The 10,554-nt window shown below is 68.7% G+C and carries 11 protein-coding genes, 1 tRNA gene and 1 pseudogene; 8 read left to right on the top strand and 5 right to left on the bottom strand.

Annotated features, from left to right (window positions below; genetic code table 11):
* Together ACIQ3R_RS10515 and ACIQ3R_RS10510 are read left to right on the top strand one after the other, a co-directional pair.
* Positions 1-404 (top strand): annotated as a pseudogene (locus ACIQ3R_RS10515) (glycosyltransferase family 2 protein); the annotation flags it as partial.
* Positions 401-763 (top strand): hypothetical protein, encoded by a 363-nt coding sequence (locus ACIQ3R_RS10510; protein ID WP_397418181.1) that lies wholly within the window; start codon positions 401-403, stop codon positions 761-763. The pseudogene ACIQ3R_RS10515 and the gene ACIQ3R_RS10510, both read left to right, overlap by 4 nt.
* A 33-nt stretch (positions 764-796) precedes the next feature.
* Here ACIQ3R_RS10510 and ACIQ3R_RS10505 read toward each other — a convergent pair whose 3' ends face one another.
* The gene (locus ACIQ3R_RS10505) at positions 797-1,204 is read right to left on the bottom strand and encodes a hypothetical protein (protein WP_397418178.1); all 408 of its coding nucleotides are present in this window, start codon (positions 1,202-1,204) and stop codon (positions 797-799) included.
* Positions 1,205-1,337: 133 nt separating this feature from the next.
* Here ACIQ3R_RS10505 and ACIQ3R_RS10500 point away from each other — a divergent pair, with 133 nt between their 5' ends.
* A complete protein-coding gene (locus tag ACIQ3R_RS10500) occupies positions 1,338-3,683 on the top strand; it encodes a DNA translocase FtsK 4TM domain-containing protein (protein ID WP_397418175.1) in 2,346 nt (781 codons plus the stop codon).
* 47 nt (positions 3,684-3,730) lie between these two features.
* On the opposite strand, the gene ACIQ3R_RS10495 is transcribed toward ACIQ3R_RS10500, so the two are convergent.
* Complete coding sequence (locus tag ACIQ3R_RS10495) at positions 3,731-5,446, bottom strand: hypothetical protein (protein ID WP_397418173.1); 1,716 nt, start codon at positions 5,444-5,446, stop codon at positions 3,731-3,733.
* A 116-nt stretch (positions 5,447-5,562) separates the two neighbouring features.
* Between ACIQ3R_RS10495 and ACIQ3R_RS10490 the strand changes: the two genes are divergently transcribed.
* The 3 genes from ACIQ3R_RS10490 to ACIQ3R_RS10480 all read left to right on the top strand — a co-directional run bounded on the left by ACIQ3R_RS10490 (position 5,563) and on the right by ACIQ3R_RS10480 (position 7,688).
* The gene (locus tag ACIQ3R_RS10490; RefSeq protein ID WP_397418170.1) at positions 5,563-5,700 is read left to right on the top strand and encodes an entericidin EcnA/B family protein; all 138 of its coding nucleotides are present in this window, start codon (positions 5,563-5,565) and stop codon (positions 5,698-5,700) included.
* 117 nt (positions 5,701-5,817) lie between these two features.
* Complete coding sequence (locus ACIQ3R_RS10485; RefSeq protein ID WP_397418168.1) at positions 5,818-6,213, top strand: DUF983 domain-containing protein; 396 nt, start codon at positions 5,818-5,820, stop codon at positions 6,211-6,213.
* A 140-nt stretch (positions 6,214-6,353) separates the two neighbouring features.
* Positions 6,354-7,688, top strand: a complete 1,335-nt coding sequence (locus ACIQ3R_RS10480) for an MFS transporter (RefSeq protein ID WP_397418166.1) — start codon at positions 6,354-6,356, stop codon at positions 7,686-7,688.
* A gap of 10 nt (positions 7,689-7,698) precedes the next feature.
* Here ACIQ3R_RS10480 and ACIQ3R_RS10475 read toward each other — a convergent pair whose 3' ends face one another.
* The 3 genes from ACIQ3R_RS10475 to ACIQ3R_RS10465 all read right to left on the bottom strand — a co-directional run bounded on the left by ACIQ3R_RS10475 (position 7,699) and on the right by ACIQ3R_RS10465 (position 8,735).
* Positions 7,699-8,073: a nuclear transport factor 2 family protein gene (locus tag ACIQ3R_RS10475; protein ID WP_397418163.1), complete on the bottom strand. Its 375-nt coding sequence runs from the start codon at positions 8,071-8,073 to the stop codon at positions 7,699-7,701.
* Between the two features lie 56 nt (positions 8,074-8,129).
* Positions 8,130-8,205, bottom strand: a tRNA-Ala gene (locus tag ACIQ3R_RS10470).
* Between the two features lie 71 nt (positions 8,206-8,276).
* A complete protein-coding gene (locus ACIQ3R_RS10465; RefSeq protein ID WP_397418160.1) occupies positions 8,277-8,735 on the bottom strand; it encodes a TIGR02300 family protein in 459 nt (152 codons plus the stop codon).
* Positions 8,736-8,866: 131 nt separating this feature from the next.
* On the opposite strand from ACIQ3R_RS10465, the gene aroA reads away from it, so the two are divergent.
* The gene (gene aroA, locus ACIQ3R_RS10460) at positions 8,867-10,222 is read left to right on the top strand and encodes a 3-phosphoshikimate 1-carboxyvinyltransferase (protein ID WP_397418157.1); all 1,356 of its coding nucleotides are present in this window, start codon (positions 8,867-8,869) and stop codon (positions 10,220-10,222) included.
* Positions 10,219-10,554: (d)CMP kinase (locus ACIQ3R_RS10455; protein WP_397418154.1), on the top strand; the 336-nt coding region annotated here is incomplete at its 3' end. The genes aroA and ACIQ3R_RS10455, both read left to right, overlap by 4 nt.

Below are 10,554 nucleotides of genomic sequence, written 5' to 3'. Positions count from 1 at the left end.
TCCGGGCCGTGGTGCGGGATGTGCCGATGCCGTCGCGCTACGCCGACGAGGTCTCCAACATCCGCATCGCCCGGATCATCGGGCCCTTTGCTTGGCGCCATGCGCGCAACCTCGCCCAACGGGTCGTGGGCCAGTACTTTGTGCGCGACTTCAACGCCGCCAGCCTTGAGCTGGTGTTCGGCCTGTTCTTCTCGCTGTTCGGCGTCGCCTATGCCCTGAGCTACCTGGCCAATCGAGTGCCCGGCCAGGCCGCCTCGGCGGGCGTGGTCATGCTGGCGGCCCTGCCGGTGATCCTGGGCGCCCAGTTCCTGCTGCAGGCGATAAACTTCGACGTTCTGAACGTGCCCAATCGCCCGATCCACCCCTATCTGGGCGTGCTGCGCGGGCTGGAACCCAAGGCATGAGTCCGAAGGATATCGCGCTCTGCGCCGCCTTCGCCGTCGCCATGCCGATGGGCCAGGCCTTCTTCAAATGGGCGGCGATCCACGACCAGACTCGCGCGGGAGCGCCGCTGGTGGCGCGGCTGGCCACGAACGTGCCGCTGCTGCTGGCGCTCGCCTGGTATGGCCTGACCGCGCTGGTCTGGTTCTACATCCTGACCCGTCTGCCGCTATCTAGGGCCTATGCCTTTGCACTGGCGGGAACCGGTCTGGTGCCGATCATCGGCTGGCTGATCTTCAAGGAGCCGATGAGCTGGCGCATCGCCTCCGGTTACCTGCTGATGCTGGCGGGTCTATGGGTGGTCCAGAGCCAGGGAAGCTGAGCCAGCCACCCTGAAGATCCGCCAGCGTCAGTCTCAGAACACGGGCTCTTCCGCCTTGGGCGGCGGAGGCGGCGGCGGCGGCGCGGCTTTCTCGGCAGGCGCCGCGGCGACCGGTGCGGCGACGACGGATTCGGGACCGGCGGGGGCGCCCTTGGCGGCTTCGGCCTTGGCCAGAGCAAGCGCCTCTTCCTTGGCCTTCTTTTCGGCCTCCAGCTCGGCCTTTTCCTCCTCGGTCAGTTCGTCAGGGACCGGCGCGCCCTCTATGCGCTCATCGAGGAGCGGCGTGGCGTCCTGAGCCTGCAGCACGAGGCCCACGGCGCCGCTCGACCGCTCGCCCGGCAGACGGCCCGGCGACGGCGCTGTCGCCAGAGCCAGCGTGAAGGCGCCCAGGCAGGCGAGGCCCAGGCCGAAGGCGACCAGACGCAGGACGGAATGCGGCATCGACCAGTTCATGCGCCCAAGCCTAGTCCGACAGCGCCGCGCGCGGAAGGGCGGGTGCTCGTCGTGATCACGGTAAACGCCCGCTTAACGGTCACGGGGTCAGATGGAGCTTCGCGAATCGGGCGGGGGGAGCATGGCGCGGACGGCGCGGAAGACGGGCGGCGAACTGGCGCTGCACATCGCCCGGCTGGCCTGGTCGCACACGGCCACGGCGCGCCTGCGCGGCGGTCTGGTCGCGGCCTGCGGCGTCGCCCTGGCGGTCGCCTTCGCCACCTATTCGCCAACCGATCCGAGCCTCAACGCCGCCGGCCCCGGCGCGCCCGGCAATGCGCTCGGCGGCGGGGGCGCGGTGCTCGCCGATATCGGACTGCAATCCCTGGGGATCGCGGCCGCCTTTGCGGCCCTGATGCTGGTGGTGACAGGGCTGGCGCGCGCCGCCGACCCGGAGCCGGATCTGGCGCGCCTTCGCCTGCGCCTGCGGGCGCTCGCGGGCGCCGTGGGCGTGCTGCTGTTAGCCGGGGCGCTGGCCTGGGCGCCGCCGCCCGCCGCCTGGCCATTGGCGCGGGGCCTGGGCGGTTTCTGGGGCGATGGGCTGTTCGTCGGCCTATCCGGCCTGATCGGCTTTGCCCGCATCCCTCTGGGCGAGCCCGTCGCCGGCGTGATTCTGGGAAGCGTGGGCCTGGTGGCGCTGGGCTTCGGACTGGGGCTCACCGGCAAAGATGCACGGGCCGGCGCAGCGATGCTGGCGCGGGCCTTGGCCCCCCGGCCGCGCCTGACCGCCGCCAAGCCCGAGCCGCGCGCAGCGCGGGTCGCACGCCGCAAGGCCGCAGCGGCGGGCGAGCCGCTGGTGGTCGATCCGCCGCCTGTCCTTGAGGCGACCGACGCCGCCGCGCCACAGGTCCGCACGCCCAAGGCCACGCCCAAGGAGAGCGTGCGCGAGCAGAAGGAGGCGCAGGCCACCTTCGCCTTCGCACAGGGCCAGGGTTTCCGTCTGCCGGAGCTGGCCATGCTGGCCAAGGCCAAACCGCGCTCGGCCCAGTTCGACGAGGGCGCCCTGCGCCAGAACGCCCAACTGCTGGAGAGCGTGCTCGCGGAATTCGGCGTGCGCGGCCAGGTGGACCAGATCCGGCCTGGCCCTGTGGTGACGCTTTATGAGCTCGTGCCGGCGGCCGGGGTGAAATCGGCGCGGGTGGTGGCGCTGGCCGATGACATCGCGCGGTCGATGAGCGTGGCGTCGGCGCGGGTCTCGGTCGTGCCCGGCCGCAACGCCATCGGCATTGAACTGCCCAACCAACGGCGTGAAACGGTCTATCTTCGCGACCTGCTGTCAGCGCCAGAGTATGAGCGGGGCGGTCAGGTCGTGCCTGTAGCGCTGGGCGAGACCATCGGCGGCGAGCCCTACATCGCCGACCTGGCCAAGATGCCCCACCTGCTGATCGCCGGGACCACCGGCTCGGGCAAGTCAGTGGGCGTCAACGCCATGATCCTGTCGATCCTCTATAAGCTGCCGCCCGAGCAGTGCCGGTTGATCATGATTGACCCCAAGATGCTGGAGCTCAGCGTCTATGACGGCATCCCACACCTGCTGACGCCGGTGGTGACCGATCCGAAGAAGGCCATCGTCGCGCTGAAGTGGACTGTGCGCGAAATGGAGGATCGCTATCGGCGGATGTCGAAGATCGGTGTGCGCAACATCGCGAGCTTCAACGAGCGGGCGCGCGAGGCCCTGGCCAAGGGCGAACACTTCGAGCGCACGGTGCAGACCGGCTTCGACGAGAGCGGGCGCGCCACCTACGAAAGCGAGAAGATCCGGCCCGAGCCGATGCCCTATCTGGTCGTGATCATCGACGAGGTCGCCGACCTGATGATGGTGGCCGGCAAGGACATCGAAGGCGCCGTGCAGCGCCTCGCGCAGATGGCGCGGGCGGCGGGCATCCACCTGATCATGGCGACGCAACGCCCGTCGGTGGACGTTATCACCGGCACCATCAAGGCCAACTTCCCGACCCGGATCAGCTTCCAGGTCACCTCGAAGATCGACAGCCGCACCATCCTGGGCGAGCAGGGCGCCGAGCAACTGCTGGGCCAGGGCGACATGCTCTACATGGCCGGCGGCGGGCGGATCACGCGCCTTCACGGTCCCTTCGTGTCGGACGGTGAAGTCGAGGCCGTGGCCAAGTTCCTGCGCGACCAGGGCCAGCCGTCTTACCTCGACGAAGTCACCGCAGGGGGTGATGACGACGACGAGGCGGGCGGCGAGGCCGGTGGCGGCGGCGAAGAGGGCGGCAACGACCTCTACGATCAGGCGGTGGCCGTGGTCACCCGCGACGGCAAGGCCTCGACCAGCTACATCCAGCGCCGCCTGCAGATCGGCTACAACCGCGCCGCCTCGCTGATCGAGCGGATGGAGCGCGAAGGCGTGGTCAGTCAGGCCAACCACGCCGGCAAACGCGAGATTCTGGCCAGCGCGCCGCCTTAGAGCCCGTCCGCATCAGACGAAGTCATCTGATCGGGCAAAAGAGGAACCTAGGCCGCCAGACCGGCCTGCTGGATCAGGTCGCGGACCTGGCGCATCTGTTCGGGCTCAGCGGCGAGTTCAGCGCGGGTCTCGTCGAGTTTGAAGAGCTTGAGCGCCTCGCTGCGGGCGCGGGAAGTGGCCGGGCCGGCCGGAGCGCTTTCGCCGGCCGCCAGTTTGAGCAGCAGGGTCAGGCGCTGGATAAGCGGGGCGTTGGCGCGGGCGACGTTGGCGGTGAGCTTCGAGCGGCCCTCGATGTCGCCGCCCATGTCGCCAAGCTTCTCCTGCAGCGGCTTGAAGTCATCTTCCTCAAGTCCACAACGGCCCACGCCACGGTGCAGGCCGGCCAGCTGGACCAGGCGAGCGCCCGGGTTGTCCTCGCCGGAGATCATCTCCCGTTCGAAGCGCGGCGCGGTGATGACGGCCTTGAGCCAGCCCGCCGCCTGACGCTTGTTGGCTTGGCCAATGACGTTCTCGGCCAGCCAGACCAGGGCCTCGACCTCGGCCAGGGCGCTCATTTCATCGGTCAGATAGGCCTCAACGAAGTCGCCGGTGACCAGCATCCTGGACCGCACGGTGAAGGCGTTCTGCACCTCTTCCAGCGGCAGCAGTTTGCCGGCGGCGGCGGTGAGCGACATGCCGAGCGCGCGCAGCACGTCGATCTCGCGCGCCGCGTCACCTGGACAAAGACGGCGGGGGCCGGTGAGCTCGCGAAGAATTCGGCGGCCGATGGCGGCGCGGGTATCCTGAAAGGCCTCGCTGGAGAGCCAGGCGGCCAGGCGCTTCGCCAGGTCGGAGAGCTCAGGCATCACCTTGCCGACGGAAGCCTCGGCCTTCATCAGGCGCTCGACCGACTTAAAGGCCGAGAGCCGCGTCATGGCCGCCAGATTGGCGCCCAGATCGTCACCCTTGCCGAGCAGGTCGATCATGCCGGGCTTGGTCTCAAGGATTTCGGCCAGGGGTTGCTGGATCGTCGAAAGCGCCAGGCCCCGGCCAGGTCCGTCGGCCGGGGCGGCGTCGGCCAGATCGAGCAGGCGGGTGACCTTCTCGCCCCAGCTGCGGGCCGGCGCGATGGACGCGGCGACGCCGGCGCCCAAAAGGTAGCTGCGCTCGGGCTCGGCCACGAGACGGCGGGCGGCGGCGGCGAAGCCCTCCTTGTCGATATTGGGCAGCGCGCCCTTACGGTGGTCCTTCATCAGCCGGTCGACCGCCCGCTCGATCAGGGCCTGGTAGGTGCGGATCATCTCGTGCACCGACATGGCGCGGGCGTGCGCCTCGGGGATCGAGATCTTCTGGATCGCGTGCTGGAGATCGGTGCCCGACGCTTCGAGCTTTTCGATCAGATCAGGACGATGGAGCAGTTCGAACGGCGTCGCGTTGTTGCGGCCCAGCCAATCTTCCAGCAGCCGACCGACCCGCTCACGGGCGTGGGCGGTGTAGAGGTCCTGGGGCGTGACGCAGAGCGGCTGGTTGGTCTCGGCCTGGGGCTTGGACTTGGCGGCGGTGTCGGCGGAGCCGAGCTTCAGGATGAAGACGCTGTCGAACTCGCGGCTGTCCTCGTAAAAGGTCTCCTTCGAGACGCGGGCGGCGGCGATGCGGCCCTGGGCCATCAATTCTCGGGCGTGACCCAGCGCCTGGGCGCGATCAGGCGTGGCAAGGTCGATCGTCCAGGGCGCGCCCGGAATCTTGCGCACAAAGACTTCAAAGTGAACTCGCAACCCGTCCATCAGGGCCCCCCAATCCGGCGCACACTGAGGCCCTAAACTTAAGGTCGCGTTGACCCTGGCTTGACGTTGGCGCCCCCGTGGGCGACGTCTCCAGCCCGTTCGGAGGATCTCACCCCATGAACAAACTGATCGTGCTGGCCGCTGCCGCCGTTTCGCTGGTCGTATCGGGCTGCAACACCATTTCGGGCCTTGGCCGCGACGCCCAGGCCGCCGGTCGCGCCGTCACCGGCGCCGCGGAAGACGCGAAGAAGTAGCAGACCATTCGGGCGCCATCCCACGCGAAGCGCCAACCCTCAGCCGCGTGAGGTCCCGAACGTGGACTCGGCCGAATCCGGGATGACACAACTGGCTACGCGGCGCATATGCGCATCATGGCCGAGATCGTCTTTCCGCTTTGGCGCTCCATCTCGCGCGGGCTTTCGCATCACTGCCCGTCGTGTGGCGCGGGCCGGCTCTATGGGCGCTATCTGAAGATCGAGCCAGAATGCGCCGCGTGCGGCCATCGCCTGGCGGCCTATCCCGCCGACGACGGGCCGGCCTATCTGACCATCCTCCTTGTCGGACACCTGATCATCGCGCCGCTGCTGGTGTTTCCTGTGGTGTGGGAGACCTCGCCGATCATTGCGCTCCCGATCCTGCTGGGCGGTCTGACCGCGGTGGTGCTGGCCGGACTGCCGCGCATCAAGGGCGGCTGGGTCGGGCTGATGTACGCCCTGCAGGTGACCGACGCGAAGGCGAGGCTGCACACGTCGGACGCTGCCGACTGATCCGGCCGAAGCGGCCGATGGCGCTGGCCGGAGCCAGGCGCTCAGGCCTCTTTGAAATTGCCGCATTCTCTGCGCCGAACCCGTGTCCACTTCGGTGGAAAATGCTCTAGCATCATGCCCAACGAGGCAGGGGCGCACGCATGACCGCAACCGAGACGGGGGTCGACAGCCAGGTTCCGGCGGCCATGATCGCGCCGGGACTGACGCCGGCCCAGCGGCTGCGCGCCATTCTCGGCGGCTCCTCGGGCAATCTGGTCGAGTGGTACGACTGGTTCGTCTACTCGGTGTTCGCGGTCTATTTCTCGGCCCACTTCTTCCCGGGCGATGACGACCTGGCGGGACTGCTCAAGACCATGGCGGTGTTCGCCGTCGGCTTCTTCGCCCGCCCGTTGGGCGCCTGGCTGATGGGACTCTACGCCGACCGGGCGGGACGCAAGACGGCGTTGACAGCGGCCGTCACCCTGATGTGCGGCGGCTCACTGATCATCGCCGTCCTGCCGGGCTACGAGACCATCGGCATCGCCGCGCCGATTCTTCTCGTATTCGCCCGCATTCTTCAGGGCCTCTCGGTGGGCGGCGAATACGGCGCCAGCGCCACCTACCTCTCCGAAATGGCCGGCAAGAGGCGGCGCGGCTTCTGGTCGAGCTTCCAGTTTGTGACCATGGTCATGGGCCAGCTGATCGCACTCGGCGTGTTGAGCTTCATGCAGTTGACCATGGACCGGGCCGACATTGAGGCCTGGGGCTGGCGCATCCCCTTCTTCATCGGCGCGGCCATGGCGGTGGTGGTGTTCTGGATCCGCTCGCACATGGAAGAGAGCCAATCCTACGAAAACGCCCAAGCCGCCGGCGAGGAGCGCGCCCGCACCATGATGCTGTTCACCGCCTATCCGCGTCAGACGCTGATCATCTTCCTGTTCACCGCCGGTGGGTCGCTGGCCTTCTACGCCTTCACCACCTACATGCCGAAATTCCTGACCGGCACGGCGGGTTTCGCCGACGCCACCGCCACGGCGATCACCGCCGGCGCCCTGGTGGTCTATCTGCTGGCGCTGCCGGTGTTCGGCTGGATCAGCGACCATCTGGGGCGCAAGGCGACACTATGGTTCGCCTTCGGCGGCGGGGCGATCCTGTCCTATCCGGCGATGACCTTCCTCGCGGGGCAGGACAATCCCTGGATCGCCTTCGCCATCGTCTCGCTGCTTGTGTTCGTGATGTCGGGCTACAACGCGGTCAGCGCGGTGGTGAAGGCCGAGCTCTTCCCGGCCAATGTGCGGGCTCTAGGGGTAGCTTTGCCCTATGGCCTGGCCGCGGCGGCGTTCGGCGGCACCGCCGAACCGATTGCGCTGGGCTTCAAGCAGGCCGGCGTGGAAATGGGCTTCTTCGTCTACGTCGCCGCCCTGATGGCGCTCTCGTTCGTGGTCGTCTTCTTCCTCCCCGACAACCGCAAGCACAGCTTGATCCTCGAGGATTGAGAGGGCGACCCTACCCCAACGCCGCGATCAGATCGGCCGCAGCGGCGGTGTCGACATACTCCCGCACGGTCGTGACCTTGCCGTCGCGCACATCGGCGACGACGCAGACGGTAAAGCTGAACGCCTTGCCGCCGGGCGCTACGCCGCGCACTGCGTGCTCCTCGACAAATCCGGTGTCGGTCGCCGAACGCACGGCCGCGTGGTAGCCGAAGCCTGAGATCACGCTCTGAACCTTGGCGTTGAACCGCAGCAGCCCCTCCAGGCTCATCGGCGCCCCATCGTTCTGGCGCACCTGCATGTCCGGCGCGCAGAGCCCGCGCACGGCCGAGGCGTCATTCCGCGCCAGGGCGTCGAACAGGGCGGCCGCGATTTCGGTGTTGGTCATGCTGCGTCTCCCTGTCCGAAACGGCGAAGGCCCGCGGGGTTACCCGCGGGCCTTCATGGTGGAGCTAAGCGGAGTCGAACCGCTGACCTCTTGAATGCCATTCAAGCGCTCTACCAACTGAGCTATAGCCCCGGGGGTCTTCCGGAAGGCGCGGAACCTATTCAAAGGGCTCCGCGCGATCAAGCCCGGTATCCTGCCTTTTTTCAGCGGTCCTCGTCGCCGTCGGGCAGGCCCTCGATTTCAGATTCATCGAAGTCGTCGTCGTCCTCGTCCTCAAGGAACGGCACGTCGGCGTCGTCGGCGTCGTCCTCGTCGACGAACTCACCCAGATCCTCGGAGACAGCCGGCGCCGGCTCTTCGGCGTCGTCATCGTCGTCGGTGACCAGGACCGGGTCGTTGACCACCTCGTCCAGTTCGGGCGTGACGGCCTCTTCTTCCTCGTCCTCGTCCCGCTCGGCGACGGCGACCTGGTCTTCGCGCTCCTCGTCGGCCTCTGAATCGGGCACAACCGCACGAGCGCGAACGCGGCGGTTGCGCACCGCTTCGTCGGGGTCAAACTCGGCATGGCACTTCGGGCAGTGCGCGGGCCGCTTGTTCAGATCGTAGAACTTGGCGGAGCAGGTGGGGCAGATTTGCTTGGTGCCCAGCTCGGGATTGGCCAAAGGTTAGCCTCAAAAAGTCGTCGGTTCCGGGAGAAGCCGCGTCCCTTGCCACGCGCCGGAGCGGCTGTCAAAGCAATCCCCGCCCACGTTTTCCCCAAGTCTTACCCCTGTATCGAGGCGCGATTTCCGCGATGGACACCCCCCCTGCCCCGGCCAGACTGAGCAGCGCCCGCTCGGGCCCGCTCAAGGGCCTCGCGCGCGTGCCGGGCGACAAGTCGATCAGCCATCGAGCGCTGATCCTCGGCGCGCTGGCCGAGGGCGTCACCGAGATTGAAGGCCTGCTCGAAGGCGACGACGTGCGCCGCACCGCCGCCGCCATGGCCGCCTTCGGAGCGGACGTCGCGCGGCTGGGCGAGAGCGCGGCTGGCGGCGGGCGCTGGCGGGTGACGGGCCGCGGCCGGTTTGTGGAGCCGACGGACGTGGTCGACTGCGGCAACGCCGGCACCGGCGTGCGGCTGATCATGGGCGCCGCGGCGGGGTTTGACCTGGCGGCGACCTTCACGGGCGATGGTTCGTTGCGCGGCCGGCCGATGAACCGGGTCTTGAAGCCGCTCGGCGAAATGGGCGCGCGCTGGGTCTGCCGCTCAGGCGGGCGGCTGCCCCTGACGCTGCAGGGCGGCGGGTTACGGCATGTGGCTTACCGCCTTCCGGAGCCCTCGGCCCAGGTGAAGTCGGCCATTCTGCTCGCCGGGCTGAACGGGGCGGGCTGCCATGTGTTCGAGCCGGAGGCGACGCGCGACCACACAGAGAAGATGCTGACGGGCTTTGGCGCGCAGTTGGATGTGGTCGAAGAGGCCGGCGGGCGGCGGATCACGCTCGCGGGCGGCCAGCGGCTGACCGGCGCGCGGGTGGAGGTTCCGGCCGATCCGTCGTCGGCGGCCTTCCCGCTGGTGGCCGCGCTGATCACGCCCGGATCGGAGGTGACCGTGCCGGGGATGCTGCTCAACCCGCTGCGTATCGGGCTTCTGGAGACGCTGGGCGAGATGGGCGCGAACCTCTCCGTCACCCATGTGCGGGAGACCGGCGGCGAGCTGATCGGCGATGTGACGGCGCGGCATTCGGCGCTCAAGGGCGTCGACGTCCCGCCCGAGCGGGCGCCCTCGATGATCGATGAATACCCGATCCTGGCGGTGGCGGCCGCCTTCGCCGAGGGACCGACGGTCATGCGCGGACTCGAAGAACTGTTCGTCAAGGAGAGCGATCGTTACGCCCTGATGCTGGCGGGGCTGCGGGCCTGCGGGGTCGAGGTGGCGGATGACCGGGCTCAGGCCATGATGACCGTGGTCGGAGTCTCGCCGGGCAACCACCCGGTGGCCGGCGGGGCGCGGGTGACCACCCATGGCGACCACCGCATCGCCATGAGCCACCTGGTTATGGGCCTAAACGCCGAGGCGCCGATCGAGGTCGACGAGCCCGGCATGATCGCCACCAGCTTCCCGGGATTCGTCAGCCTGATGCGCGGACTGGGCGCGGAGATCGGGGGGTGACCCCCTTCGTCATTGCGGTTGATGGGCCGGCGGCTTCCGGCAAGGGGACGATCGCCGGCCGGCTGGGGGCCCATTACGGTTTGCCCGTCCTTGATACCGGGCTGCTTTATCGCGCGGTGGGCGTGTTGAGCGCCGATCCGGACGACGCCCGGGCCAGCGCGGCGGCGGCGAAGGCGCTGGCGGCGGCGATGCTGGAGGATCCGGTATTGCGGACGCGGGCGGCGGGCGAGCTGGCCAGCCGTGCGGGCGTGCATCCGGAGGTGCGGGCGGCGCTCCTAGCCTTCCAGCAAGACTTCGCCGGCCAGCCGGGCGGGGCGGTGCTGGACGGTCGC

It is taken from the genome of Phenylobacterium sp., from assembly GCF_044371015.1.
GTDB lineage: Bacteria > Pseudomonadota > Alphaproteobacteria > Caulobacterales > Caulobacteraceae > Phenylobacterium.
The sequence above is the reverse complement of the archived record's forward strand: the minus strand, read 5'-3'. Positions and strand labels throughout refer to the sequence as shown.

Excerpts from the sequence above, each read along its gene's own strand:
- ACIQ3R_RS10510 (WP_397418181.1), top strand. The coding sequence starts at position 401 with ATGAGTCCGAAGGATATCGCGCTCTGCGCCGCCTTCGCCGTCGCCATG.
- ACIQ3R_RS10505 (WP_397418178.1), bottom strand. The coding sequence starts at position 1,204 with ATGCCGCATTCCGTCCTGCGTCTGGTCGCCTTCGGCCTGGGCCTCGCC.
- ACIQ3R_RS10500 (WP_397418175.1), top strand. The coding sequence starts at position 1,338 with ATGGCGCGGACGGCGCGGAAGACGGGCGGCGAACTGGCGCTGCACATC.
- ACIQ3R_RS10495 (WP_397418173.1), bottom strand. The coding sequence starts at position 5,446 with ATGGACGGGTTGCGAGTTCACTTTGAAGTCTTTGTGCGCAAGATTCCG.
- ACIQ3R_RS10490 (WP_397418170.1), top strand. The coding sequence starts at position 5,563 with ATGAACAAACTGATCGTGCTGGCCGCTGCCGCCGTTTCGCTGGTCGTA.
- ACIQ3R_RS10485 (WP_397418168.1), top strand. The coding sequence starts at position 5,818 with ATGGCCGAGATCGTCTTTCCGCTTTGGCGCTCCATCTCGCGCGGGCTT.
- ACIQ3R_RS10480 (WP_397418166.1), top strand. The coding sequence starts at position 6,354 with ATGACCGCAACCGAGACGGGGGTCGACAGCCAGGTTCCGGCGGCCATG.
- ACIQ3R_RS10475 (WP_397418163.1), bottom strand. The coding sequence starts at position 8,073 with ATGACCAACACCGAAATCGCGGCCGCCCTGTTCGACGCCCTGGCGCGG.
- aroA (WP_397418157.1), top strand. The coding sequence starts at position 8,867 with ATGGACACCCCCCCTGCCCCGGCCAGACTGAGCAGCGCCCGCTCGGGC.